Origin of the sequence: Pseudomonas sivasensis, assembly GCF_021391435.1 — a bacterium.
Classification (GTDB): domain Bacteria; phylum Pseudomonadota; class Gammaproteobacteria; order Pseudomonadales; family Pseudomonadaceae; genus Aquipseudomonas; species Aquipseudomonas sivasensis.
Genome location: NZ_CP090029.1, coordinates 4,469,744 through 4,495,140, shown reverse-complemented (window position 1 = coordinate 4,495,140; position 25,397 = coordinate 4,469,744). Strand labels below are relative to the sequence as shown.

Annotated in this window: 21 protein-coding genes; 12 read left to right on the top strand and 9 right to left on the bottom strand. The window is 61.6% G+C overall.

Annotated elements, in window-relative coordinates; genetic code table 11:
* The first annotated feature begins 8 nt into the window (after nt 1-8).
* From LRO94_RS20215 to yegS, 10 genes are all read left to right on the top strand, one after another.
* Nucleotides 9-491, top strand: a complete 483-nt coding sequence (locus LRO94_RS20215) for a chemotaxis protein CheW (RefSeq protein ID WP_032887919.1) — start codon at nt 9-11, stop codon at nt 489-491.
* Nucleotides 492-884, top strand: a complete 393-nt coding sequence (locus LRO94_RS20210) for a DUF2802 domain-containing protein (RefSeq protein ID WP_032887921.1) — start codon at nt 492-494, stop codon at nt 882-884.
* A gap of 267 nt (nt 885-1,151) precedes the next feature.
* Nucleotides 1,152-2,819, top strand: a complete 1,668-nt coding sequence (locus LRO94_RS20205; protein ID WP_032887923.1) for a ShlB/FhaC/HecB family hemolysin secretion/activation protein — start codon at nt 1,152-1,154, stop codon at nt 2,817-2,819.
* Nucleotides 2,820-2,830: 11 nt separating this feature from the next.
* A complete protein-coding gene (locus LRO94_RS20200; protein ID WP_032887925.1) occupies nt 2,831-3,352 on the top strand; it encodes a toxin-activating lysine-acyltransferase in 522 nt (173 codons plus the stop codon).
* Between the two features lie 24 nt (nt 3,353-3,376).
* A complete protein-coding gene (locus tag LRO94_RS20195; RefSeq protein ID WP_179178630.1) occupies nt 3,377-11,128 on the top strand; it encodes a hemagglutinin repeat-containing protein in 7,752 nt (2,583 codons plus the stop codon).
* Between the two features lie 11 nt (nt 11,129-11,139).
* Complete coding sequence (locus LRO94_RS20190) at nt 11,140-11,451, top strand: hypothetical protein (protein WP_032887929.1); 312 nt, start codon at nt 11,140-11,142, stop codon at nt 11,449-11,451.
* 59 nt (nt 11,452-11,510) lie between these two features.
* Nucleotides 11,511-11,819 carry a hypothetical protein gene (locus tag LRO94_RS20185; protein ID WP_032887930.1) on the top strand — a complete coding sequence of 103 codons (309 nt, stop codon included), beginning with the start codon at nt 11,511-11,513 and terminating at the stop codon, nt 11,817-11,819.
* Nucleotides 11,820-11,843: 24 nt separating this feature from the next.
* Nucleotides 11,844-12,170, top strand: coding sequence for a hypothetical protein (locus LRO94_RS20180; RefSeq protein ID WP_032887932.1), 327 nt, complete (start codon nt 11,844-11,846; stop codon nt 12,168-12,170).
* Between the two features lie 33 nt (nt 12,171-12,203).
* Nucleotides 12,204-12,749, top strand: a complete 546-nt coding sequence (locus tag LRO94_RS20175) for a hypothetical protein (protein ID WP_032887934.1) — start codon at nt 12,204-12,206, stop codon at nt 12,747-12,749.
* A gap of 92 nt (nt 12,750-12,841) precedes the next feature.
* Nucleotides 12,842-13,759: a lipid kinase YegS gene (yegS, locus tag LRO94_RS20170; protein ID WP_179178631.1), complete on the top strand. Its 918-nt coding sequence runs from the start codon at nt 12,842-12,844 to the stop codon at nt 13,757-13,759.
* Here the strand turns inward: yegS and LRO94_RS20165 are convergent.
* The 3 genes from LRO94_RS20165 to LRO94_RS20155 form a co-directional block, all read right to left on the bottom strand.
* On the bottom strand, nt 13,718-14,377 hold the full coding sequence (locus LRO94_RS20165; protein ID WP_032887937.1) for a response regulator transcription factor: 660 nt from the start codon (nt 14,375-14,377) through the stop codon (nt 13,718-13,720). The genes yegS and LRO94_RS20165 overlap by 42 nt on opposite strands.
* Nucleotides 14,374-15,267 (bottom strand): sensor histidine kinase, encoded by an 894-nt coding sequence (locus LRO94_RS20160; RefSeq protein ID WP_179180046.1) that lies wholly within the window; start codon nt 15,265-15,267, stop codon nt 14,374-14,376. The genes LRO94_RS20165 and LRO94_RS20160 overlap by 4 nt, the downstream gene beginning before the upstream one ends.
* 355 nt (nt 15,268-15,622) lie before the next feature.
* Nucleotides 15,623-16,072 (bottom strand): hypothetical protein, encoded by a 450-nt coding sequence (locus tag LRO94_RS20155; RefSeq protein WP_177326444.1) that lies wholly within the window; start codon nt 16,070-16,072, stop codon nt 15,623-15,625.
* 553 nt (nt 16,073-16,625) lie between these two features.
* Here LRO94_RS20155 and LRO94_RS20150 point away from each other — a divergent pair.
* The gene (locus LRO94_RS20150; RefSeq protein ID WP_032887940.1) at nt 16,626-17,561 is read left to right on the top strand and encodes a chemotaxis protein CheV; all 936 of its coding nucleotides are present in this window, start codon (nt 16,626-16,628) and stop codon (nt 17,559-17,561) included.
* A gap of 39 nt (nt 17,562-17,600) precedes the next feature.
* Nucleotides 17,601-18,407 (top strand): MOSC domain-containing protein, encoded by an 807-nt coding sequence (locus tag LRO94_RS20145; RefSeq protein ID WP_032887942.1) that lies wholly within the window; start codon nt 17,601-17,603, stop codon nt 18,405-18,407.
* 65 nt (nt 18,408-18,472) lie between these two features.
* Here the strand turns inward: LRO94_RS20145 and ppnP are convergent, their stop codons facing one another.
* The 6 genes from ppnP to atuC all read right to left on the bottom strand — a co-directional run bounded on the left by ppnP (nt 18,473) and on the right by atuC (nt 25,394).
* A complete protein-coding gene (gene ppnP / locus LRO94_RS20140) occupies nt 18,473-18,757 on the bottom strand; it encodes a pyrimidine/purine nucleoside phosphorylase (protein ID WP_032887944.1) in 285 nt (94 codons plus the stop codon).
* 64 nt (nt 18,758-18,821) lie between these two features.
* Nucleotides 18,822-19,364, bottom strand: a complete 543-nt coding sequence (locus LRO94_RS20135; RefSeq protein WP_032887946.1) for an exonuclease domain-containing protein — start codon at nt 19,362-19,364, stop codon at nt 18,822-18,824.
* A 73-nt stretch (nt 19,365-19,437) separates the two neighbouring features.
* The gene (locus tag LRO94_RS20130) at nt 19,438-21,321 is read right to left on the bottom strand and encodes an acetyl/propionyl/methylcrotonyl-CoA carboxylase subunit alpha (protein ID WP_179178632.1); all 1,884 of its coding nucleotides are present in this window, start codon (nt 21,319-21,321) and stop codon (nt 19,438-19,440) included.
* A 524-nt stretch (nt 21,322-21,845) separates the two neighbouring features.
* Entirely contained in the window at nt 21,846-22,607 is a 762-nt protein-coding gene (locus LRO94_RS20125; protein ID WP_032887950.1) for an enoyl-CoA hydratase/isomerase family protein, read from the bottom strand.
* Nucleotides 22,604-23,761, bottom strand: a complete 1,158-nt coding sequence (atuD, locus tag LRO94_RS20120; RefSeq protein WP_032887952.1) for a citronellyl-CoA dehydrogenase — start codon at nt 23,759-23,761, stop codon at nt 22,604-22,606. The genes LRO94_RS20125 and atuD overlap by 4 nt, the downstream gene beginning before the upstream one ends.
* Nucleotides 23,762-23,777: 16 nt before the next feature.
* A complete protein-coding gene (gene atuC, locus LRO94_RS20115) occupies nt 23,778-25,394 on the bottom strand; it encodes a geranyl-CoA carboxylase subunit beta (RefSeq protein ID WP_095185443.1) in 1,617 nt (538 codons plus the stop codon).
* Between the last annotated feature and the right edge of the window lie 3 nt (nt 25,395-25,397).

Here is a 25,397-nt window from a genome sequence, read left to right as displayed (position 1 = left end):
TCATGGGTATGAATAAGTCAGCATCTGCACAAGGTTTGGATGATCCGATCCTGCAATGGGTTACCTTCAAACTGGACAACGAAACCTACGGCATTAACGTGATGCGCGTGCAGGAAGTGCTGCGCTACACCGAGATCGCCCCGGTTCCAGGTGCGCCGAGCTACGTGCTGGGCATCATCAACCTGCGCGGCAACGTGGTGACGGTGATCGACACCCGCCAGCGTTTTGGCCTGGATACCGTCGAAGTCAGCGACAACACCCGTATCGTCATCATCGAAGCCGACAAGCAAGTGGTCGGGATCATGGTCGACAGCGTGGCCGAAGTGGTTTACCTGCGCCAATCGGAAGTGGAAACCGCGCCGAACGTGGGTAACGAGGAATCAGCCAAGTTCATTCAGGGCGTGTGCAACAAGAACAACGAACTGCTGATTCTGGTTGAGCTGGACAAGATGATGAGCGAAGAAGAGTGGTCGGATCTGGAGAACATCTGATTGTTCCTTGAAGCAGCAGTGATTGTCCTGGCCCTGCTGTGGGCCGGGACGCTGGCGTTTATGCTGCGCTATGTGCGCCAGCAGCGAGAATTGGCCATGCAACAGGCCGAGCGCGATGCGCTGCGCGACCGGCGCATTCTGGAGTTGGTCAAGCGGGTTGATCACTTCCAGCAAAGTGCGGTGAGGGTCGGGGATGAGGTGCATGAACTGCGCGCCATCCTCGCGCCGTTGCCGGACAAGCTGGCGCAGATTGAGCAGCGCGACCCTGCGAGCCTGTCGTTTGCCCAGGCAGCGAAGCTGGTGGGCATGGGTGCGACGGTGGATGAACTGACCCAATCCTGCGGTTTGACTCAGGCTGAGGCGCAATTGATGAGCAAATTGCACAAAAACTGAGGATTAATTTTCACACCTGAAAAACCGCTATAACCCTTGAGTTAGAGCGTTGCAATGTGACAGTCATGGCGGTCTGCAGTGGCCGCTTTTGCGAATCAAGTCACAGTGCCATGTTTTGCTGGGGCACTTTTGTGTCGTTGTGGTGACAAAGCCTGCGCATGTAGGAAGTTTCACTCACAAGGATGCGAAATGTCTCTCGTCGCTGTATCTAGAACAAAACCATCAGTTTTGCTGCAGTCGTGCGTTTCCACCTGTACTGCAGTTGGTTTGCTAGCCAGCGCGGCTGCGTTTGCGGCCGAGCCGCAAGCGCCGGCCCAGCAATTGATCCAGCAGCAACAGCGCGAGCGTGCACAACGCGAGCAGCTGGAACCGTCGCCCGACGTTCGCCTGCAAGCGCCCCAAGACACCGAAGCCAGCCTGCGCCTGCCGCGCGATGAAACGCCGTGCTTCAAGATCGACCGCGTGGTGCTCAGTGGCGACCAGGCCGAGGATTTCCAGTGGGCCCTGCGTGCCGCCAACCCGTCCGATGATCCAGTGCAAGGGCGTTGTGTTGGCGCGCGCGGGATCAACCTGACCATGAAGCGCATCCAGAATGCGATCATCGCCAAAGGTTTTATTACCACTCGCGTGCTGGCCCAGGCCCAGGACTTGAATCAGGGCACCCTGTCCCTGGTGGTGGTGCCCGGCCGGATCAAACACATCCGTTTTGCCGCCGGCACCTCGGCCCGCGCCAACTATTGGAATGCGATGCCCGCGTCCGATGGCGATGTGCTGAACCTGCGCGACATCGAACAGGCGCTGGAAAACTTCAAGCGCGTGCCCACCGCCGAAGCCGACGTACAGATCACCCCCGCCGAAGGCGCCGATGCGCAGCCAGGTGAAAGCGATGTGGTGATCGCCTGGAAGCAGGCCGTGCCCGTGCGGGTCAGCCTGTCGGTGGACGACTCCGGCAGCAAGCAGACCGGCAAGTACCAGGGCAACGTCGCGCTGTCGCTGGATAACCTGGCGACCCTCAACGACCTGTTCTACATCAGCTTCAACCACGACCTCGGCGGCGGCGAAAGCGGCGACCGTGGGTCCAAGGGCCACACCATTCACTATTCGGTGCCCTACGACTATTGGCAGTTGAGCCTGACCTCCAGCGAATACGACTACCACCAGACGATCGCCGGGGTTAACCAGGCGTATTCCTACAGCGGCCGCAGCCGGACCAATGAGGTGCAGCTGTCGCGCGTGATCTATCGCGACGCGGTGCGTAAGACCACCGTGTCCCTCGGTGGCTGGAGCCGTACCTCCAGCAACTACATCGAAGACACCGAAATCGAATTTCAGCGCCGGCGCATGGCCGGTTGGCAGGCCGGGATCAATCACCGTGAATTCATCGGTGCGAACACCCTCGACCTTGGCGTCGGCTATCGCCGTGGCACCGGTGCGCGCGATGCCTTGCGCGCGCCCGAGGAAGAAAACGGCGAAGGCACGTCGCGCTCGCAGATCATTACCGCCAACGCGCAATTGCAAGTGCCGTTCAGCGTCGGCCAGCAGAAGCTGCGTTACATCGGCGGCTGGCGCGGGCAATGGAACCGCACGCCGCTGATTCCCCAGGACCGCTTTTCAATCGGTGGGCGCTACACCGTGCGCGGCTTTGATGGCGAGCAGATTCTGTCGGCCGAACGCGGCTGGACCTTCAGCAACGACCTCGGCCTGAGCCTGGGCAACACCGGTCAGGAGCTCTATCTGGGCGTGGATTACGGCCAGGTTGGCGGGCATTCCACCGAGTACTTGCTGGGTCGCCGCCTGGCCGGTGCGGTGGTAGGCCTGCGCGGCGGCTACAAGCAGTTTTCCTATGACATCTACACCGGCAAACCTCTGGAAAAACCCAAGGGTTTCCAGACCGCCGACGTGACCAGTGGCTTCAGCGCCAACTGGTCATTTTGAAGGAGGCCAGCATGTCGGATGACACCCTCGAAGTGCTCGCGCCCACGGGGCCCGACAGTCCCATCGACGAAGCCCAAGTGCTGGGTTCGGCGGTGTGGTTGTGGATGCACTCGGCGGCGCATCGCGATGCGCCATTGCACAGCCTGTCGACCCTGTTGCTGCCGGCGATCAAGCGCCGTCAGTTCATCCTGATCAGCGAAGCGGGGCGCCCGGTGTTTTTCCTGTCGTGGCTCAACCTCAGTGCCGAGGCCGAGGCGCGCTACCTGCGCGAACCAGCCGTCTGCCTGCCTGCCGCGGATTGGGACAGCGGCGACCGCCTGTGGATCAACGACTGGGTCGCGCCGTTCGGGCATACCCGACGAGTCAGCGGCCTGTTGCGACGGCGGCTGTGGCCCGGGCGGATCTTCCGTTCGCTGTACCACCGAGGCGATGAGCGCGGACTGCGCGTCATGAATTTCCAGGGTATCGCCGTCCTGGACCTGGAGGCGCAAGCCTGGTTTGCCACTCACCCGTTACCCAGCGACGCGCTCTGATCAGCCACCGCGCAAAGGACTTGCATGAATAAGCATCTGTATCGAATTGTTTTCAACCAGGCTCGCGGCCTGCTGATGGTGGTGGCCGAAAACGTCAAGAGCGCGTGCAAGGCTCCCGGCACGACCGGCGCCGTAGCGCGCCCGGGTACGGCGGTTGCCACGCTCACGCCGCTGCGGTTTGCGCTGATGCTGGGCATGGGCTGGGTCGCGCTGGCGGCGCCGGTACAAGCGCAGGTGGTGGTCGATGGCTCCGCACCGGCGGGCCAGCGCCCGACCATCGGCGCCGCCGGCAACGGCACCACGGTGGTGGACATCACCCGGCCAAGCGGCGCGGGCGTGTCGCGCAACACCTACACCCAGTTCGACGTGGACAAGCGCGGGGTGATCCTCAACAACGGCGTGACCAACAGCCAGACTCAACTGGGCGGGTGGATCGAAGGCAACCGCAACCTGGCCAACGGCAGCGCACGGGTGATTCTCAACGAGGTCAATTCGAGCAACCCTAGCCAGTTGCGCGGCTTTGTCGAAGTGGGGGGCTCCAAGGCGCAGGTGGTAATTGCCAACCCGTCGGGCATCACCTGTGAAGGCTGCGGGTTTATCAACGCCGACCGCGCGACCCTGACCACCGGGCGCGCGCAGTTCGAGAACGGCCTGATCAGTGGCTATGAAGTCTCGGGCGGCAAGATCAGCATCGGCGGCGAAGGCATGGACACCAGCCGCGCCGACTACACCGAAATCATCGCGCGCACCGTTGAGGTTAACGCGGGGATCTGGTCCAAAGACTTGACCATCAAGGCCGGCGCCACCGGCGCGGCACCGACCGACACGCCAACCGTCGCCATCGACGTGGCGCAGTTGGGCGGCATGTACGCGGGCAAGATCACCTTGGTCGGCAATGGCGCAGGCGTGGGCGTGCGCAACGCCGGGCAGATCGGCTCCAGCGCTGGTGAAGTGGTGATCGGCACCGACGGCCGGATCGAAAACCACGGCCAGATCAGCAGCGCCACCGATTTGACCGCCCGCGCCGACAAGGGCATCGACAACGACGGCACGCTGTACGCCCAAGGCAACCTGGCCGTGCACACCGCTGGTGATATCGACAACCGTGGCATCGTGTCCGCCCAGGGCAATGCCGCGCTGACCGCCACCGGCGCCAATTCGGCGATTCGCAGCCACGCAGGTTCCGCATTGGCCGCGGGCGTGGACAGTACCGGCAAGCTCGGCAGCAGCGGTTCGCTGACGCTGACCTCGGCTGGCACCTTGACCGCCAAAGGCCAGAACCTCGCCGCGCAGACCCTCAAGGCCAGCGCCGCCCAGGTCGACCTGAGTGACAGCCAGACGTCCGCCCAGACCGTTGAGTTGACCAGCACCGCCGGCAATCTCGACTTGCGTCGCAGCCGCGTCACCGCCGGCCGCGCCCTCACGGCCGACGCTAACCAGAGCGTGCTCAGCGATGCAGCACAGGTAGGCGCGGCACAGATCAGCGTGACCGCGCTGGACCTGTCCAACGTCGGCGGCAAGTGGGTGCAGACCGGCAGCAACGGTATGCAGATGACCGTCGCGCGCAGCCTCGACAACGGTGGCGGTACGCTGTCCAGCGGTGGCGCCCTCGTCGTCAGCGCTGACACCCTGAACAACGCGGATGGCCTGGTGCAGTCGGGTGGCCTTGGCGACTTGTCCGTCACCGCGCGCCAGCACCTGAACAATCAGAAGGGCAAGCTGGTCACCGCCGCGCAATTGACCCTCAACGGCGGCACCCTGGACAACAGCAGCGGGCAGATCACTGCCGGCGGTGCGCTGGGGATCAAGGCCGCGCAGTTGAACAACGCCAATGGCACCGTCGCGGCCACGCAAACCTTGACGGTCAAGGCCGACAGCCTGCAGAACCAGGGCGGTACCCTCGGTTCGGTGGCCGCCGACCTGATCCTCAACAGCGACACTAGCGTGCTCGACAACCGTGGCGGGCGTCTGGAGGCAGCCAAGGCGCTGACCCTCAATGCACTCGGCCTGAACAACCAAAGTGGGGTGATCACCGGCGCGCAACTGCTGCTCAATACCCAGGGCCAGCAACTCGACAACAGCGCAGGCACCGTCAACGCCAGCGACACGCTGAGCGTCGACAGCGGCGCGTTGATCAACGACGGCGGCATCATGCAGGCCAAGTCGGACCTGCGTGTGGATACCCACGGCCAACAGCTGAGCAACCGCAATTCCGGCGCCACCGGCGGCATCCTCGGCCAGCGCGACGTCACCGTGCGCGCCGGTCAAGTGTTCAACGACCAAGGCTTTATCGGCAGCGCGCGCACCCTGGACATCAACGCCCAGCAACTGAGCAACCAGGCGGGCCTGTTGCGCGCCGACGGGCATCTGTTGCTGACCGCCGCGAGCGTGGACAACAGCGCGACCCAGGGCGCGAACCAGGGCATCAAGGGCCAGAGCGTCGATCTCGACACCGATACGCTGACCAACCGCGCTGGCTCAATCGTGTCCGACACCACGCTGAACGTGAAGGGCAGCGGCAGCGTGGACAACGACGCGGGCATCCTTTCGGCGGGCAGCGTGCTGACCCTGGCCGATCGCAACCCGGCGCAGAAAAGCCTGGCCATCAACAACGGCGCGGGCACCCTGATTGGGGGCCAGTCCGTGTTGCTCGACAGTGCCAATTACAGCGGCGCCGGCAAGGTCCAAAGCCTCGGCGACCTGACCTTCCGGTTGACTCAAAACTTCATCAACAGCGGCCTGGTGCAGAGCAACGGCGACCTGTCGCTGCAGACTGGCGGCACGATGACCAACCAGGGGGCGGTGCAGTCCGGCGCGCTGGTGCGCGTGGATGCCGGCGCTATCGACAACGGTGCCAACGGCGTGATCAGTGGGCGGCGTGTGCAGGCCAACGCGGTCAACCAATTCGACAACCGTGGCGTGGTCGACGGCGAGACGACCCGCCTCAGTGCTGCGACCCTGAACAACCTCGGTACCGGGCGCCTCTACGGTGATCATTTGTCGATCACCGCCGGTACGCTCAACAACATCCTCGAAGGCGCAACGGCGGCGACCATCGCGGCACGCAACCGCCTGGATATCGGCGCTCAGGTGATCAACAACCGTGAGCACGGGCTGATCTTCAGCGCCGGCGATACGGTGATCGGCGGCTTGCTTGACGCCAACGACCAGGCCAGCGGCCAGGCACAGGTGCTCAACAATGCGAGCGCCACCGTCGAAGCCCTGGGCCATCTGAGCGTCAACGCCAAGCAGATCAACAACACCAACGAACACTTCGCCACCGACCGCGTGCTGGTGTCCAACCAAGTGCTGCAGGAGTACCTGCTGTCGGGCTCGACCAACCGTTACACGCCGGACCAGATCTCGCTGTACAACGACGAGGTGCTGCACCTGGTCACGCCGGAAGGCTACGGCACGCGCTGGAACCGCTATGACTACACGCGCAGCGTCACCGAGACGCAAATTGTCAGCTCCGACCCTGCGCAGATGCTTGCCGGTGGCAACCTCACGTTGATCGCCGACCAAGTGCTCAACGACAAGAGCCGGATCATTGCCGGGCAGGCGCTCAACGGCAGCATCGGCCAAGTGATCAACACCGAAGTGACCGGCGAACGGGTCACGGCCGACAACGGCAGCGTGGCCAATTACTATCGCATCCAGCGCAAGGGCCGTGACCGCCAGGGCGTCGGCCTGACCGGTTATACGCCGGCGCCGCTGATCGAGCAGATCTCCCTTAAACCCACGGTGTACACCGAGTACGCGGCCATCAACGGCAGCGGCACCCAGGTTGGCGCGCTGGTTCTGGCCAACGTTACCGATAGCACTGCGGGTACCGGTGAGCTGGCGGGCGCTGGCCGCACCCACGCCGTGAGCCCGATCAGTGAAGTGAAGGCACTGACCCAACTGGACGCGGCAGGCGCGGTGGAGCAGATCCGCACGGGTGGTTTCAACCCCGACCTGCCCAACAGCAGCCTGTTCCAGACCAACCCGAACAGCACCGCCGGTTATCTGGTGGAGACCGACCCGCGCTTCGCTAACTACCGCAAGTGGTTGTCTTCGGACTACATGCTCGGGCGCCTGAACCTCGACCCGGCGGCCACGCAGCAGCGTCTCGGCGACGGCTTCTACGAACAGAAGCTGATCCGTGAGCAAATCGCGCAACTCACCGGCCGGCGCTTTCTCGACGGCTACGCCAGTGATGAGGAACAGTATCGCGGCATGATCGACAGCGCCGTGACCCTGGCGGATCAGTGGAAACTGATTCCTGGTGTCGCCCTGACCGCCGAACAAATGGCGCAGTTGACCAGCGACATCGTCTGGCTGGTGTCCAAGGACGTCACGCTGGCGAGCGGTGAAGTTCGTCAGGTGCTCGTGCCGCAAGTCTATGTGCGGGTTCGCGAAGGTGATCTGGATGGCTCCGGCGCACTGATGGCCGGGCGCACGTTGAACCTTGATGTGCGCGGTGATCTGGTGAACTCCGGCAGCCTGTCCGGGCGCGATGGCGTGAACATCAGCGTGCAGAACCTCGACAACCTCGGCGGCCGTATCCAGGGCAACGACGTGGCCCTGACCGCCAGCCAGGACATCAACAACATCGGCGGCCTGATCAGCGCCAACAGCCGTCTGGCCCTGAGCGCCGGCAACGACATCAATGTGCGCTCGGTCACCACCGACAGCGAGAGCGATCAGGGCACCCGCACTGGCTTGTCGCGGGTGGCGGGGTTGTACGTGTCGGCACCGGCGGCGAACCTGATTGCCACCGCCGGCAACGATATCAACCTGCAAGCCGCGCAAGTGAGCAACACCGGCGTCGGCGGCAAGACGTCGCTGGTGGCGGGCAACGACATCACCCTGACCACAGTGAAAGAGTCCTACACCCAGTCCAACCAGTGGGATGGCGACAACTGGCGCAAGGAAGCCGGACGCAATGAAGTCGGCAGTTCGGTGCAGGCCAACGGCGATGTTCGCGTGGGCGCCGGGCGTGACGTGCAGGTGCGCGGGGCGATGGTCAACAGCGACGCGGGGGCTGTTGCTGTGAGTGCGGTGCGCGACATCAATGTCGAGGCCGGCGAGCGCTTCAACAGCGCCGACGAAGCGCACAAGGTCAAGGGCAGCAACGGGATGTTTTCGAGCAAGACCACCACCACCCGCGACACGGTCAGCCAGACCACCGCACAGGCCTCGACCTTCAGTGGCGAGCAGGCGGTGATGCAGGCCGGCAACAACATCACGATTACGGGTAGCAACGTGGTTTCCACATCGGGCACGGTGCTGGCGGCGGGCAACGACATCAAGGTATTGGCAGCCACCGAGCAACTTGACGAAAAACACATGAAGGATGTGAAGACCAGCGGGATGTTCAGCGGGGGCGCCATTGCCGTCACCGTTGGTTCCAAGCAACAGACCAATAAAGACAGCAGTCAGCAGACTACGGCGGCCGCGAGCAACATTGGCGCAACCGACGGCAACGTGCTGATCAGCGCCGGCGGCGAATACCGTCAGGTGGGCAGCAATGTGAACGCGCCCAATGGCGATGTGTCGATCGACGCGTCCGAGGTCAATATCCTCGAAGCGCGCAACCTCAGTGCGCAGCAGCAGGAGCAGCGCTTCAAGCAGACCGGCGTGAGCCTGACCCTGACCAACCCGATCGTGAGTGCGGTACAGACCGGCCAGCGCATGAACAAAGCCGCTGAACGTACCGATGACAAACGTATGAAAACTTTGGCGGCGCTGAGTACTGTGTGGGCCGCCAGCGATGCGCACACTCAGGTCATGGCTGACCCGGCGGCGGCGGGCGGTATCAACTTGAGCATTGCCCTGGGCATGAACAAGAGCGAGAGCAAAAGCGAGCAGACCAGCAACACCGCAGCCGCTTCGACGGTCGCGGCGGGTGGGGATGTGACGATCGTGTCCTCGGGCGGCACGCGCAACAACAACCTGACCGTGCAGGGCAGTGAGATCACGGCGGGCAACAATGCGTTGTTGAAAGCTGACGGCAACATCCTGCTGGCGGGTGCGCAGAACACCATCGAGCAACACAGCACCAACAAAAGCGTCAACGGCAGCCTTGGCATCGGCATCTCGTTTGGTAGCGAGAAAAACGGTCTGAGCTTCAACGCGTCCGCCTCTCAGAGCCGTGGCAATGCCGATGGCAATGACTTGGTGTGGAGCAATACCCACGTGACTGCCGGCAAAGAGGTCAGTCTGATTTCCGGTAAGGACACCACCCTGCGTGGTGCGGTGGTGTCGGGTGAGACGGTCAAGGCCGATATCGGCGGCGACCTGAATGTCGAGAGCCTGCAGGACACCAGCACCTTCGCGTCCGAGCAGAAGAGCATGAGCGCTGGGATCAGCATCTGTATCCCGCCGGTCTGTGCCGGTGCGGCGACCGCTAGCTTCAGCTCCACCAACGCCAAGCAGAAGTCCAACTTTGCCAGCGTGATCGAACAATCGGGCATACGTGCCGGCGACGGTGGTTTCGACATCAACGTGCGCGGCAATACCGACCTCAAGGGTGGCGTGATCGCCAGTTCCGACAAGGCCATTGCCGACGGCAAAAACAGCCTGACCACCGGCACGCTGACGGTGTCCGACATCCACAACGTGTCCGAAGCCAGCGCCAAAACTTCAGGCGTCGACCTGAGTTCGGACATGCTCGACGGCAAACTGGGCACGGCCAAGGCGCTGCTCGCCAACAGCATCAACAACGGCTCGGACTCCGACTCCGCCGACAGCGACACCCGCAGCGCGATCAGCGCCGGCACCTTGGTGATCACCAATGCCGAGCGCCAGCGTGTGGTTGGCGGCATGACGGTTGACCAGACAATTGCCAACCTGAACCGCAACACCGAGGCCGCCCATGTCGCCGTGGGACGGTTGGATGTGGCGGAAATGGGGCGCAAGGTCGCGGCTGAGCAGGAGATCAAGCGTGAGTTCTATCATCAGGTCTCGCTGCTGGCGGATGAGGCGTATCGCAAGATCTTTATCGAGAAGGCGCGGGTGTATGAGGTCTCGAAGGACAAGGAGGGCAAAGTTCAACGTCGCGAACTGAGCGACGAAGAGAAAATGAACCTCAAGAAAGGGCCGGACGGCAAAGTGCATATCGCCAACAACGGCATTTTCAATGATGCCGACGCTGCGGCCAAATACGCCGAGCAGCACAGTTCGGCTGATAGCGGGCCGCAATACTTGATCCATTTCGAGCAAGCCAACAACTTCACTTCCGAGCTGATGATCGCTGCTTATCAGAAGAATCTGGAGAATGATTTCTGGGGGTTGTCCAATGCAACGGTGCAAACCAAAGACTACATGACGCAGTTCGGCCAGAGCGGGTTGCACATCGATGGTCACAGCCGGGGCACGTTGACCACTGGCAGCGCCATGGAGTCGCTGGCCCGTGATCCGGCCAACGTGGGCATTCTCGGCAAAACGTCGATGAACTTCTTCGGTGCTGCCTACAGCGTGCAGAAGGCCGACTCGTTGTTAGGGGTCTTACAGAGTCGTTCAGGGGTGAGCTCCGAATCACAGCGCGAGGCGATGGAGCTGCGCTACCAGAATCACAATCTCGATCCGGTTGCGCGCTTGCCGCTCGTAGGGTTCAACCCCGCTACGGGCGGTACGGTCCCGGACGGCAGCGTGCGTGTATGGGAATGGCTGAAAGTGCTTGGCGGCGATAAGACAGTGCACAACTGCTACGGCAATGGAGGGCCCGCCTGCAAGCCCTTCTGGAAAGATTCAACCGATGGCGTTCCACACTTTAAGCGCGCCGGAGAATAAGGAAGAACGTTATGTTGAGAAGTACGTTGCTGTTGACTATTGGCGCTGTGTTACTGACCGGCTGCACGGGGAGGGGCTTTCAACCGCCGCCGCCGGAATTCACCAATTGGAAAAAAAGTGGGGTCTCCCAAGAAGGCGTCAAGAGTGCGATGAGAGCTTGCGGGTATATCAACCTGACAGGCACGGGGGACACAACGCCTATTGACCAGGTACTCACACAGTTTTATTGCATGAAAGACTCGGGTTTCAAGCGCACAGATAACATTGACCTGTGCAAAGAAGGCCGTATTGGTGAATCACCGGTGTGCGAAGGCCGCCGTTAATCGATCACTGAAAGGTCGCAGGGAATGAACGATTTACGCAAACCTTAAGGAACACCCCTATGTCCAGGAGCGGGCTGCTGTTGAGTGTTTGCGCTGTACTGCTGGTCGGCTGCACAGGCAGGGGTTTTCAGCCGCCGCCGCCTGATTTTGTCTATTGGCAAAAGAGTGGGGTCTCTGTAGAGGGCGTCAAGAGCAGTATGCTCGCGTGCGGGTACGAGAATGTGGCGGGCACGGGCGGCGGCTCAATCGATGAGCGGCTTAGGAGCTTCTACTGCATGAAAGATGCGGGCTTCACACGCAAAGATAACTTGGACATGTGCAAGCTTGGCCGTATCGGCGAATCACCGGTGTGCGAAGGCCGTCGGTAACCCATCCCTAAAAGGAAGCAAGGAATGAACGATTTACGCAATGGACTGTACGGCGTCGCGCTGGCATTGGCGGCGACAGGGTTGGGCGGTTGCGCCTCGTCGATGACGGTCACCGGCGAGCCGGGGGTGAGGATGGGCCAGAGCTATGCACAGGTGCTCGCGGTGGTCAGCCGCAACAACGCCGTGACCAAGCAGGTCGATGGCGAAGGCTTCCGGGCGGAGGGTTACTCGTCGATGTTCAAGGACTGCCGCATCAAGTACTTCATCTTTCAGGGCGCCGATGGCTTGCAGCAGGTGAAGTACGAGCCCGCACCGCAGTTGTCGGTCAGCCAGAATTGCCGTCAGCCGTAAACAGCCCTTTATTCCTTTGCGAGTTGACTGCTGATGAGCGTTTTACGTGGGGTTCCCGTGGCGTTGCTGGTGCTGCTGACAGGCTGCGGCCAAGTGGCGAATATCCGTTCCTTGTCCACCGGCTACGTCGCACCAACGTCTGGCGAGACTGCCCGTGTGCGGTTGATCACCGATGGTCTGGTGCGCGCGGTGCCGGGGCGTGATTGCCTGGACTGGAATGTACCGGGCGCTGGGGTGATGGCGTCGACGAAAGCGGGCTTCCCCGATCACAACGGCGAGAGCCTGGGCATGCCTGGGCCGATTTACTCGTGGGCGGCTGCGGTTTCGTCGGAGTTGGTGGTGCCGGCGAACACCCCGATCGCGTTTCATTACTTGGGGAAACTGCAGTATTCCCGGCAATGCTCCAGCACCATGACCTTTGTGCCTCGGCCGGGGATGGACTACATGGTGCAGGCGTCCATCTATGCGAGCTGTTCGTTCCAGCTGCACGAGCTGCCGCCGGGCGGTAAGCAATGGGTCGAGGTGGAGCCTGCGCCCAAGGGCAAGGTGTCGATGTGCAACGCGATGGATAATTTCTAGCGAGCCAATTATTTTTCGACCTTAATGACTTTTTCCTACTCCTCAAAGGTCAACATCCTTCAAGCACCATTGACTCCAGGAGTACGCCCCCCATGACCACCCCCAAGGCACTGTTGATCCTTCACGGCAAGCAAGCCCTCAACGAGGACGTACGCGCGGCCGTGCTGGCCCGGCGCGAGTCGGGTTTGGAGCTGGCGGTGCGGGTGACGTGGGAGGGTGGTGACGCTCAACGGCTGGTCAAGGAGGCTGTGGACGGCGGTTACACCCACATCATTGCCGGCGGCGGCGACGGCACCTTGCGCGACGTGGCCGAAGCCATGGCCCAGGCCAAGAGCGACGCCAGCCTGGTGCTGATGCCCCTGGGCACCGCCAATGATTTTGCCAAAGCTGCCGGCGTGCCGTTGGAGCCTGCCCAGGCCCTGGCATTGCTGGATGTGCCCCCTAGGGCAATCGACCTCGGCCAGGTCGGCGGGCAGATTTTCCTGAACATGGCCACTGGAGGCTTTGGTAGCCAGGTCACGGCCAATACCTCCGAAGATTTGAAGAAAGTCCTCGGCGGCGCTGCTTATCTGTTTACGGGCCTGACGCGCTTCAGCGAGTTGAGGGCCGCCTACGGTGAGCTGGAAGGACCGGACTTTCACTGGAAGGGCGAGTTGCTGGCGCTGGGTATCGGCAACGGCCGCCAGGCGGGCGGGGGGCACATACTGTGCCCCGGCGCATTGGCCGATGATGGTTTGCTCGACGTCAGCATTCTGCCGGCGCCTCAGGAAGTGGTCGGCACGCTGCTCAATCTGGTGAGCGACGGTGGGATCGACAACATGTTCGTACGGGCGCGCCTGCCGTGGGTCGATATCAAGGTGGCGCAGGGCTTGTACATCAACCTCGATGGCGAGCCGCTGGAAGGTGACGACCTGCACTTCGAGGCGTTGCCCAAGGCGCTTCGCGTGCATTTGCCGGTGGATTCGCCCCTAGTCGTCCAGGCTGATGATCTGCTCGCGCACAGCGAATAACACCAGGCCTGCCACATCAAATATCTGCAGACGCTTCATGATTTGCGAACGGTGGGCTTCTACGGTCTTGATGCTCAGGCCCAGGCCGTGGGCGATCTCACGGGTGGATTTGCCACGCACGATCAGGCGCAGGATCTCCAGTTGGCGTGCCGTGAGATTATGGCTTTGACCGGCGGGCGTGATCGGCCCCTGGCTGCGCACCAGCGCCTGGTTGATCACGGTGTGGGCGATCGCCGGGCTCAGGTAGCGCTCGTTGTTGCGCAAGGCTTGCAGCGCGTGTTCCAGCTCATTGGCGGTAGTGTCCTTGAGCAGGTAGCCATGGGCACCGGCTTGCAGCGCGCGCATGATCAACTCCGGGTCGGTGTGCATCGACAGGATCAGCACCTTGCTCTTGGGGTGCGCACTCTTGAGTTGCTTTAAAGCGTCGAGGCCGCCGGTGTGCTTCATCGACAGGTCCAGCAGCACAATGTCCGGCAGCAAGCGATTGAACTGCTCCAGCAATTGGGCGCCATCGCTGGCTTCGCCCGTCACCGTGTAGCCGGGAATATCCTGGATCAGCGCACGCACGCCGGCCCTGATCAGGGCATGATCGTCCACCAGAAGTAATGTGCAGGTCACTCGATAACCTTAGGGGCGCTGGCCCGTTCGAGGGCGCGGGGCGCCCAGGGGAAGAGCGCTTCGATGCGCGTCCCGTTACCTGGATGACTGCTCACGGACAATGTGCCGCCAAGCTGATCAACCCGCTCGGACATGCCCGCCATGCCCCGCTGGCCTTCCAGGCTGGGATTGATGGCGGGCAAAAAACCCTGGCCGTCATCACAAATGCTCAGCGACAGGCCTTCGGGTAGACGTTGCAGGCGCACCAGCAGGTTGTGTGCCTGGGCGTGGCGCAGCATGTTGGTGACGGCTTCCTGGGTGATGCGAAAGGCCGCCACGGCCATTTCTTCCGGGATGCCGGTCAGCCGTTGCTGGCATTCCAGGCTCCAGTGCACCGGGGTGTTTTCCAGGGTCTTGAGCAGGTGCGCGCGCAGGCTGGCTTCCAGGCCCAGGCTGGCGAGCTGTCGGGGGTTGAGGATGGCAGAGACGTCGCGCACCTTGGCCAGGGTCTCGTTCAAGGTGTTGCACAAGACGTTGCACTGGGTTTGCAGCTCATCCGGCATACGGCGCTTGAGCCATTCGCTTTGCAGCTTGGCGGCGGTCAGCAGTTGCCCGATGTCGTCATGCAGTTCGCGGCTGAGGCGGTGGCGTTCGTTTTCCTGCACTTGCAGCAGGCGATCGGCCAATTCCTGGGGCTGGAACTTGATGGATTTGCGCGAGTACCACTGTTGCAGGCCTACCACCAATAAGGTGGCCAGGTTGAGCAGCAGTACCATCAGCGGCAGCGTTGCGGAATGGGCGTAGGCCCACAGGCTCAGCAGCAGCGAGCCAAGGCATAGCGTGAGGATCAAACGGCGTGCATTGCTGCGGGACGCGGACCTTGCGATGAATGTCTTGAGGCTGGCATGCATAGCGGATGGAGCCAATGAAGGTTCGCTGCGGGAAGACCGGTCGACACTGACCGGGCGCTGTTTGAGATACGTTATTGAATCGTTTTCAAAGTTAATAAATTCAATCACTTTGAGGGGGTGATAGTACCACTACTCTTACCTTCGGTCGCCAGGCGCCTGTCTGGCGGGATTATCTAAGCGCGCAAATATTCAGGGACGATAGTCCCAAAGTTAATGAAGGGGGGGATGTATTACTTCAACAGGAATGTAGGGGTTATGGCTAATTGATATCTACGCATGCGCCATTCAGTTTCAATGGGTTGGTTAAACCTGTCGTTTTTAGAAAACTGCGCGTTATTTACGACCTCATAACCGCTCAGGACGAGGGGTGTAAACGCTGCTGCGGTTTATATCTGAAATCCTTTTGTGGGATTTGCAATGTGACCGTAGCAATCAATGAGGTTTGTTCCGATTCATCCAGTGCCAATAGGCCTGTCTTCGCATCGATAAGCTCCAGTTGCCAGGCCAGCAGTCTCAGGCAATCTTCCAGGGCGCTCAGGGCCTGATCATGCAGCTGCAACGGGTTTTCGGCGTTGGCGATCACGTATTGGATATGCCGCGAAAATTCGCTGATCGCCTGCAGGGCCAGGCAATCGGCTTTTTCGGCGAGCTTGATCAGGCTGGCTTTCATGCAGTCGATGGCGTCGCTGTCGTTGCGAATCAGATGCAGGTGACTCAGGCACTCTTCCGACTTGGCCAGCAGGTTTTCAGCCTCGTGCAGGAATTCGGGAAGTGCAAGTTGCCACTCGTTACCGTCGTTCATCATGCAAGTCTCCACAACATAAGGTGGGGTGATGAGAGGTCGCATTGGGTGAGTGGCGTAAAACTACTGCTGAAAGATAACTGGAGTCTGTAGGTAGCTTCTGAGCGTTCAGTAGGACGTTTATTTGAATTATGGCGACGGCTGCGCGCGGCCCTCGTGAGCAGGCTCAATTGCACACCTTCAGTTGCCGCGACGTGAGTGTCTGGTAGACCCGTGGAACGAGGGCTTGGGATGGCAAACAAAGCCTGACTCCATTCATGCAATGAGAATGGCGTCACATTAATGACTATTAGATAAAGCGAATATCAGGTTGGGCCTGATTGCTTATAGGGGAATCCCTTACATGGCGGAACTTTACATCGCTTTGAATGTCCGGCAACGCCGATGTACCGCTGTCTGGAGAGGTTCATGCAGTAGAGCATGATGTCAGTGTGACATCAATGAATTTACGTGGCATTTTAGCAGGGGGTCAAGGTCTGGCTTTCGCCGCCGATAACAGCAGTAATGAATTGCACAATCCCTTCGCGCATCTAGCTGCGCACACCAGGAGCTTTTGATGGCCGGCATTCTCGACACAGTAGACCAACGCACGCAACTGGTGGGTGAGAATCGCCTGGAGATCCTCATGTTTCGCCTGGCCGGGCGGCAACTGTTCGCAATCAACGTGTTCAAGGTGCAGGAAGTCCTGCAACTGCCCAAGCTGACCCTGATGCCTCAGCGTCACCCCTTCGTGTGCGGCGTGGTCAACCTGCGTGGCCAGACCTTGCCGGTGATCGACCTGTCCCAGGCCATCGGCATGCGCCCACTGGTACCGGGCCCGAACAGCACCATCATCGTCACCGAGTACAACCGCTCGGTACAGGCGTTCCTGGTGGGTGGTGTGGACCGCATCGTCAACATGAACTGGGAATCCATCCTGCCGCCGCCGACCAGCGCCGGGCGTCAGCACTACCTGACCGCCATCAGCAAGGTCGATGACCAACTGGTGGAGATCATCGATGTGGAAAAAGTCCTCGCCGAGATCGTGCCCTATAACGCCAAAGTTTCCCGTGAAAAACTTGAAGACCCGGTGTTGGAACGTGCCCGTGGCCGCGAAGTGCTGCTGGTGGACGACTCCAACGTCGCCCTGTCGCAACTGCGCGACACCTTGGGTCAACTGGGTGTGAAGATGCACATCGCCAGCGACGGCCTCAAGGCACTGAACATGCTAAAGGCCTGGGCCGACGCCGGCCACGTAATGACCGACAAGCTTCTGATGATCTTCACCGACGCCGAAATGCCCGAGATGGACGGCTACCGCCTCACCACCGAAATTCGCAACGATCCACGCCTGCGCAAGCTCTACGTGGTGCTGCACACCTCGCTGTCGGGCAGCTTCAACGACTCGATGGTGAAGAAGGTTGGGTGCGACAACTTCCTGTCCAAATTCCAGCCCGACAAACTGGTGGATGTGGTGCGCCAGCGACTGATGCTGGACGAAGCCACCGCTTGACCTTAGGGTTGCATCTTTGCCCCTCAGGAATGCAGGCCCATGCTTCGTCTCAGCGCGTTGTACCGTTACCCCTTGAAGTCCGGCAAGGCCGAAACCTTGCAGCACATCGGCCTGGATAAACTCGGGTTGAATGGGGATCGACGCTGGATGCTGGTGGACGAGGCCAGCGGGCGTTTCCTCACGCAGCGGGCGGTGGCGAAGATGAGCCAACTCTCTGCGCTGTGGAACCGCACGGGCGGCCTGACCTTGAGTTCGCCTGGCTACGCGCCGCTGGACGTGGCGCTGCCCGGCAGCGACGCCGAGTTGCGCGGCGTGACCATCTGGCGCGACACCTTGCGCGTACCGGACGCCGGTGATGAAGCTGCCGCCTGGGTCAGCGACTTTATCGGCAAGCCGACACGGCTGGTGCAGATGCCCTTGGACCGCGCCCGCACCACCCAGGCCGGTTTCGGGCGTGATGATGATCAGGTGGCGTTTGCCGATGGTTATCCGTTGCTGCTGATCGGGCAAGCGTCGCTCGACGACCTCTCGCAAAAAATCGGCCGCCCCATGGAGATGCTCCGCTTTCGCCCGAACCTCGTGATCGAGGGCGGCGAAGCTTTCGCGGAAGATGGCTGGAAGCGTCTGCGCATTGGTGATGTGGAGTTTCGCGCCGTGAAACCCTGCTCACGTTGCATTCTCACCACCATCGACCCGCAAACCGGTGAACGCAGCGCCGACCGTGAACCGTTTGTCACGTTGGAGGCTTATCGCAAGACGGAGGACGGCGCGATGTTCGGCCAGAACCTGGTCAACGATGGTAATGGACGCCTGGAAGTGGGCATGCCAGTGACCATTCTCGAATAGCCTTCGGCGCCCATAAAAAATGCCCGTCTCCCACGAGACGGGCATTTTTTTGACCGGGCGAATGCTTAGCCGCGGTACTCGCACAGGTAAGCAGTATCCACGGCGACCTTCAGTTGGAACTTGCTGTTGGCCGGTACGTGGAACTGGCTGCCGGCGGCGAAGGTTTCCCACTCGCTGGCGTCAGGCAGTTTAACGGTCAGGGCGCCGGAGACTACGTGCATGATTTCACGCTGGGCGGTGCCGAATTCGTATTCACCCGGGGCCATCACGCCGATGGTCGCCGGACCTTCTGCGGTGCCGAAAGCGATCGACTTGACGGTGCCGTCGAAGTACTCGTTGACTTTGAACATGGGCGAATCCTCGGAAAAAGGGTCTGGAAAGGTCGGCCAGTATGCCCAAGGGCAGGGAAGCTGCCTAGACCGGTAAAATCAGCGGCAACAGGCGCGCGGTATTGCGTGCATCTTCCAGCGCCCGATGTTGCTGGCCATGGAACTGCATTCCCGCCAATTGAAGGGCGCCATTGAGGCCCAAGGGCTTGTCCAGGCGCCGGGCCTTGGCGAAGCGCTGCTTGAGGTTCACATGAGGTGTCTTGGCGAGTGCACTCACCAGGCTGTTGCGCTGCCATTCGAGCTCAAGCTGCGCGCGGTCATAGTCACCCCAACTCGCCCAGCCTTCCAGGCGCGGTTGATGCTGGCCCAGCCAGCGTTCGAACAGCGGCCACACCTCGGTGATGGGCGCGGCGGTGTCGATATTGGCCTGGGTGATATGGGTCAGCTGGCGGCAAAAGGGCGTCAGCAATGGGCGCCGCAATGGCCGCACAAAGCGCTGGAAGTGGTCCAGTTCGCGGCCCTGGCGGTTAACCAGGCTCGCGCCGATCTCGATGACTTCCATCTCCGTCACGGGCCAGCCGCCTTCATCCGTTGTGGCTTCAAGGTCAATAATCAGCCAATGAGGCATTGTGCAGGTTCCCGTACTCGTCCCTTCCTGATGGGGATAGAGCGTAGCCCGGCCCTGTAGTTCCGCCTAGGGACTATTCGATCTCCAGCAATACCTGCCGATTGCGCACCTGATCGCCTGCCATTACCTGCACGGCCTTGATCACACCGTCGATGCCCGCCGTGAGCGGGTGCTCCATTTTCATGGCTTCAAGCACCAGCAGCAGTTGGCCTTTGCCGACACGCTCACCTGCACGGACCCGCACATCGACAATGGCGCCATCCATCGGCGCCTTGACCGTGCCGCTGCTGGCGTCGGCCTGGCGGCTGGCGACCTGTTGGGTGCGGTTGGTCACGGTCAGGCCAGGTAGCCGTAATTGGTCGCCGTCGAGGTGGTAAGCGATACGGCGCCGGATCCCGTTGAGCACGCGCGTGGCGTAGCGGCCGTCGGTGCTGAGTTGCAGGTCGTCAACGGTGACCGTTTGAAGGTCGCCGTTGACCTCCAGGCAGCATGTCCAGGGGATGCTTGCGTTATTGCGCCATCCCGCCAGACCCAGGGCGTGCTGGTCAGCGCTGTGGTGATAAAACAGCGCGGCGGCCAGGGCAAGCTGTTCTGTTGACGCGGCGGGCGCCGGGATTTCGCGAAAGTGCTCGGCGATAAACCCGGTGCTGAAATGGCCGTCGATAAAGTCCGGTTGCTTGAGCAGATCGGCCAGCAGTTGCTGGTTGGTATTGACGCCCAGCAGCACGGTGTCCTCCACAGCGCGAAGCAGCTTGCGGCGCGCCTCTTCGCGGGTGGCGCCGTGGGCGATGATCTTGGCTTGCATGGCGTCATAGAACGGGCTGATTGTTTGGCCTTCGCTGACGCCATGGTCAATACGTACGCCTGCGGCCGGCTCCCAGCGCAGCACCTCACCGGTTTGCGGGAGGAAACCTTGGGCCGGGTCTTCGGCGTACAGGCGCACTTCCATGGCATGGCCGCTCAGGGTCACCTCTTTTTGGCTCAATGGCAGTGGGTGGCCGGCGGCGACCAGCAGTTGCCAGGCCACCAAGTCCAGGCCGGTGATCAACTCGGTGACCGGGTGCTCCACTTGCAGGCGCGTGTTCATTTCCAGGAAGTAGAACTGACCGTTGCGGTCGAGCAGAAATTCCACGGTGCCGGCGCCGACGTAATTCACCGCGCGCCCGGCCTTTAGCGCCGCCTCGCCCATGGCCTGGCGCAGTTCCGGGGTCATGACAGGGCAGGGCGCTTCTTCGACGATTTTTTGGTGGCGACGCTGGATCGAGCAGTCGCGTTCGCCGAGGTAGATCAGGTTGCCGTGGCTGTCGCCGAACAGTTGGATTTCGACGTGACGCGGGTCGATCAGTGCCTGTTCGAGGATCAGTTCGTCACTGCCGAAGGCGTTCTGCGCTTCGGAGCGGGCGGTGCGCAATTGCTCCAGCAAGTGCTCGGGTTTGTGCACCAGGCGCATGCCTCGGCCACCGCCGCCGGCGCTGGCCTTGATCATCAACGGGTAGCCGATGCGGTCGGCCTGGTGTTGCAGGGTGGCGTCGTCCTGGGCGCTGCCCTGGTAGCCGGCGATGCAAGGCACGCCGGATTCCAGCATGGCGAGTTTTGACCGGCGCTTGCTACCCATCAGTTCGATGGCCTCGACGCTGGGGCCGATGAAGATCAGGCCGGCGTCTTGGCACGCGCCAGCGAAACCGGGGTTTTCCGAGAGGAAGCCGTAGCCGGGGTGTATGGCGTCGGCGCCGGTTTTTTCGGCGGCCTCAAGGATGGCCGGGATGTTGAGGTAGGACTGTTGTACCGGGGCGGGGCCGATGCGCACGGCTTCGTCGGCCATCTGCACGTGTAGGGCCTGGGCGTCGGCGTCGCTGTAGACGGCGACGGTGCGGTAGCCCAATGCCTGGGCCGTGCGCTGGATGCGGCAGGCGATTTCACCGCGGTTGGCGATCAGGATCTTGTTGAACTGCGGCATAGGTGTTTTCCCTGGGACTGAGTACATATCCGTTTCTTCGGTAACGGCAATCTATGGTTCCGCGCTTACAAAGGGTGGCCTTCGCCCCAACACTCGGTACCCGGCCGAGGCTCGGTGTGCCAGCTTGTTTGACTGGGCGATCGCAGTTCGAATGTGGGAGGGGGCTTGCTCCCGATAGCAGTGGTTCAGTTACACATCTGTTGGCTGATACACCGCCATCGGGAGCAAGCCCCCTCCCACATTTGGATCTCCACCTATCAGATAGGTCTTACCCTGCTTTTGACCTGCTTTTGATCTGACCCTTACATCCTTTTCGCTGACGAAGTCAGCGGTCTTTTGATCTTGATCTCAGGCGCCCCGTTAAACACGCTGGCCGCACACCGAGCCTGGGCGAGGTGCCGAGTGTTGGGGCAAGAGCCTTTTGCTTGTGTTTGGCTGGGCTGGCATTCCGGCTCTTCCAAAGTGAGTCGCCGTAAGGGCCAAACCATAGGCAGCCGTTACCCAAATAACGGATATACCCCCAATCAACGAGCCCACTCAGGCCGACGCCTCTGCAAAAAAGCCCGAGTCCCCTCAACCCCCTCCGCCCCGCTGACCGCCTCGGCAAACCACTGCGCCCCGCGATCCAACACAACCCCAATCGGCTCATCCACGCTGGCCAACAACAACGCCTTGGTGCGCGCGTTGGCGCCTGGTGCGCAGCGCAGCACCTGCCCCAGGACTTCATCCAAACGCTCCGCCAACGCCTGCGGATCGCGCTCGGTGAAGTGCACCAGCCCCAGCCGTTCAGCTTCCTGCCCATCAAATCGCGCGGCGGTCAGTGCCAGTCTCCGCGCCTGGGTCAGACCGATCCGCTTGACCACAAACGGCGCAATCTGCGCCGGCAGCAACCCCAGGCTGGTTTCCGGCAAACCGAACTGCGCCTGGTGATCGGCAATCGCGATGTCGCTCACACAGGCCAAGCCAAACCCGCCGCCGAGCACCGCGCCTTGCAGCACCACGATGACCACTTGCGACACGGCTTCAACCTCTTGCAGCAACGTGCCAAAGGCCCGGTTCAGCGCCTGCAATTGATCGCCTGCGCTGACCAAGTCCTTCACGTCGGCTCCCGCGCAGAAATGCCCGCCGGCGCCGCTCAGAACCACCGCGCGGACTTGGTCGTCGAGTTGGGCCACTACCGCTCGCAGTTCGTTGACCATCTCCAGGCTCATGGCGTTGCGGCATTCGGGCCGATTGAGGGTGATGTGCAGCACGCCGTTATGGGGCTCCAGCAGCAAGGTGCTCATGGTTTTTTCCCCGGTAGCGTGCCCATCAGTTTGCAGATGATGCCCAGCATGATTTCGTCGGCACCGCCGCCAATCGATACCAGACGCACATCGCGATAAGCACGGGCTACGGGGTTGTCCCACATAAAGCCCATGCCGCCCCAGTATTGCAGGCAACTGTCGCTGACCTCACGGCCCAGGCGTCCGGCCTTGAGTTTGGCCATGGAGGCCAGGCGGGTCACGTCCTGGCCTTTGATGTATTGCTCGGTGGCCTGGTAAACCAGCGCCCGCAGGCATTCGATTTCGGTGGCCAGTTCGGCCAGGCGAAAGTGGATCACCTGGTTGTCGATCAGCGCTTTGCCGAAGGTCTGGCGTTCCTTGCAGTACTCGATGGTGCTGTCGATGCAGTACTCCAGGCCCTTGATCATATTGGCTGCGCCGAACAGGCGTTCTTCCTGGAATTGCAGCATCTGCATCATGAAGCCCGCGCCTTCGTGGCCGATACGGTTGCGCTGGGGGATGCGTACGTTGTCGAAGAACACCTGGGCGGTCTCGGAGCTGTGCATGCCGAGTTTTTCCAGGGGCGGGCTGACGCTGATGCCGGGGGTGTTCATCGGCAGCATGATCAGCGATTTGTTGATGTGCGGCTTGTCGTCCGAGGTGTTGGCCAGCAGGCACATGAAGTCCGCGCTGGGCGAGTTGGTGATCCACATTTTGCTGCCGTTGATCACGTAGTCATCGCCGTCCTTGCGCGCGTAGGTCTTGAGCCCGGCAACGTCGGAGCCGGCGCCGGTTTCCGAGACGCCGATGCAACCGACTTGCTCGCCGCTGATGGCCGGGCGCAGGAATTCGTCGCGCAGTGCATCGCAGCCGAAGCGGGCGAGGGCGGGGGTGCACATATCGGTCTGCACGCCGATGGACATGGGAATGCCGCCGCAGCGAATGGTGCCGAATTCTTCGGCGGCGACGATCGAGTAGCTGTAGTCCAGGCCCATGCCGCCGAATTGTTCGGGTTTGGAAATGCCCAGCAGCCCGAGGTCGCCGGCCTTGCGTAAGATCGCGTGGATGGGAAAGCGCCCGGCTTTTTCCCATTCGTCCACGTAGGGGTTGATCTCGCGATCGACGAAGGCGCGGACGGTGCGGCGCAGTTCCTGATGTTCCTGGGTGAAGATCATTGTTCTTGTTCTCCTGTTAGAAACGCGCCACACCGAAGCTGTTGGGCTGCAATTGCCGCACCTCGGCGTCATGGCAAATATCCAGCAAAAAGCCGAGCAACGTGCGGGTATCCCGGGGATCAATCAGCCCGTCATCCCACAGGTTTGCGCTGCCGTACAGGGCGGTGGATTGGCTGTCGAGCTTCTGCGCGGTGACCTGTTCCAGCATGTCCAGCACCTTGGGGTCGGGCACCAAGCCGTCTTTGAGCTGCTTGGCCTCGGTGACGATGCGCAGCACCTTGCCCGCCTGCGCGCCGCCCATCACCGCCGTGCGGCTGTTGGGCCAGGCGAAGATAAAGCGTGGGTCCAGACCCCGGCCACACATCGCATAGTTGCCCGCACCGTAGGAGCCGCCGACCACCACGGTGAGTTTAGGCACCCGCGCATTGGCCACCGCCTGGATCATCTTCGCGCCGTGCTTGATTACGCCTTGTTGCTCTGACTCGGTGCCGACCATAAAGCCAGTGGTGTTGTGCAAAAACAGCAGCGGCGTGCGGCTCTGGTCGCACAGCTGGATAAACTGCGCAGCCTTGCTCGCGCCTTTGGGCGTGATGGGGCCGTTGTTGCCGATCACGCCAATGGCGCGGCCCTGGATATGCAGGTGGCCGCAGACGGTGTGGGCATCGAACTCGCCCTTGAATTCAAGGAATTGGGAACCGTCAGCCAGCCGCGCCAGGATCTCGCGCACGTCGTAGGGTTTTTTCGGATCATCGGGGATCAGCCCCAACAGTTCCTCGGCGCAGTACAGTGGTTCTTTGTAGGTGCGTTTTGGCGCAGACGGCAGGCGGTCATCCCAGGGCAGCAGGCTGACGATCTCACGCACGATACGCACGCCATCGGCGTCGTTTTCCGCCAGGTATTCGGCGGTGCCGGCCGTTTGCGCGTGCATCTCGGCGCCGCCCAGTTCTTCATCGGTGGCCACTTCGCCCGTCGCCGCCTTGAGCAGTGGCGGCCCGGCCAGGAACAGCTTGGCCTTGCCGCGCACCACCACCACGTAATCCGACAACCCCGGTTGGTACGCGCCACCCGCAGTGGCCGAGCCGTGCACCACGGTGATCTGCGGCAGGCCCATGGCTGACATGCGCGCCTGATTGGCGAAGCTGCGTGCGCCTTCGACAAAAATCTCGGCGGCATAGTTGAGGTTGGCGCCGCCGCTTTCGGCCAGTGTCACCACCGGCAATTTGTTCTCCAGCGCGATCTGCTGCAGGCGCAGGGATTTTTTCAGCCCGGTAGGAGAAATGGTGCCGCCCTTGATCGCGCTGTTATTGGCCACCACCAACATGCGCACGCCGCTGACGTAGCCGATTCCTGCGATCAACCCACCCCCGGCTGCGCTGCCGTCCTTGTCGTCGTGGAGTTTGTAGCCGGCCAGGCTGGCCAATTCCAGGAACGGCGCACCGGGGTCAAGCAGCAAGTTGAGGCGCTCGCGGGGCAACAATTGGCCCCGTTTGTCGAACTTGGGCTTGGCTTCCTGGGCCTTGCTCAGCAGGTTTTGCTCCAGTTGGCGCAGGTGCTGAATGCTGTCCAGCATGGCCTCACGGTTGCGTGCGAACGCTGCGCTGTGGGCGTCGATCAGGCTTTCAATCACCGGCATGAT

What these genes read in the sequence shown, in the direction of transcription:
- LRO94_RS20155 (WP_177326444.1), bottom strand. Translation starts at nt 16,072, where the DNA reads ATGATGAACGACGGTAACGAGTGGCAACTTGCACTTCCCGAATTCCTG.
- yegS (WP_179178631.1), top strand. Translation starts at nt 12,842, where the DNA reads ATGACCACCCCCAAGGCACTGTTGATCCTTCACGGCAAGCAAGCCCTC.
- atuC (WP_095185443.1), bottom strand. Translation starts at nt 25,394, where the DNA reads ATGCCGGTGATTGAAAGCCTGATCGACGCCCACAGCGCAGCGTTCGCA.
- LRO94_RS20125 (WP_032887950.1), bottom strand. Translation starts at nt 22,607, where the DNA reads ATGAGCACCTTGCTGCTGGAGCCCCATAACGGCGTGCTGCACATCACC.
- LRO94_RS20160 (WP_179180046.1), bottom strand. Translation starts at nt 15,267, where the DNA reads ATGCATGCCAGCCTCAAGACATTCATCGCAAGGTCCGCGTCCCGCAGC.
- atuD (WP_032887952.1), bottom strand. Translation starts at nt 23,761, where the DNA reads ATGATCTTCACCCAGGAACATCAGGAACTGCGCCGCACCGTCCGCGCC.
- LRO94_RS20180 (WP_032887932.1), top strand. Translation starts at nt 11,844, where the DNA reads ATGAACGATTTACGCAATGGACTGTACGGCGTCGCGCTGGCATTGGCG.
- LRO94_RS20190 (WP_032887929.1), top strand. Translation starts at nt 11,140, where the DNA reads ATGTTGAGAAGTACGTTGCTGTTGACTATTGGCGCTGTGTTACTGACC.
- LRO94_RS20130 (WP_179178632.1), bottom strand. Translation starts at nt 21,321, where the DNA reads ATGCCGCAGTTCAACAAGATCCTGATCGCCAACCGCGGTGAAATCGCC.
- LRO94_RS20185 (WP_032887930.1), top strand. Translation starts at nt 11,511, where the DNA reads ATGTCCAGGAGCGGGCTGCTGTTGAGTGTTTGCGCTGTACTGCTGGTC.
- LRO94_RS20200 (WP_032887925.1), top strand. Translation starts at nt 2,831, where the DNA reads ATGTCGGATGACACCCTCGAAGTGCTCGCGCCCACGGGGCCCGACAGT.
- LRO94_RS20195 (WP_179178630.1), top strand. Translation starts at nt 3,377, where the DNA reads ATGAATAAGCATCTGTATCGAATTGTTTTCAACCAGGCTCGCGGCCTG.
- LRO94_RS20215 (WP_032887919.1), top strand. Translation starts at nt 9, where the DNA reads ATGAATAAGTCAGCATCTGCACAAGGTTTGGATGATCCGATCCTGCAA.
- ppnP (WP_032887944.1), bottom strand. Translation starts at nt 18,757, where the DNA reads ATGTTCAAAGTCAACGAGTACTTCGACGGCACCGTCAAGTCGATCGCT.
- LRO94_RS20145 (WP_032887942.1), top strand. Translation starts at nt 17,601, where the DNA reads ATGCTTCGTCTCAGCGCGTTGTACCGTTACCCCTTGAAGTCCGGCAAG.
- LRO94_RS20135 (WP_032887946.1), bottom strand. Translation starts at nt 19,364, where the DNA reads ATGCCTCATTGGCTGATTATTGACCTTGAAGCCACAACGGATGAAGGC.
- LRO94_RS20150 (WP_032887940.1), top strand. Translation starts at nt 16,626, where the DNA reads ATGGCCGGCATTCTCGACACAGTAGACCAACGCACGCAACTGGTGGGT.
- LRO94_RS20175 (WP_032887934.1), top strand. Translation starts at nt 12,204, where the DNA reads ATGAGCGTTTTACGTGGGGTTCCCGTGGCGTTGCTGGTGCTGCTGACA.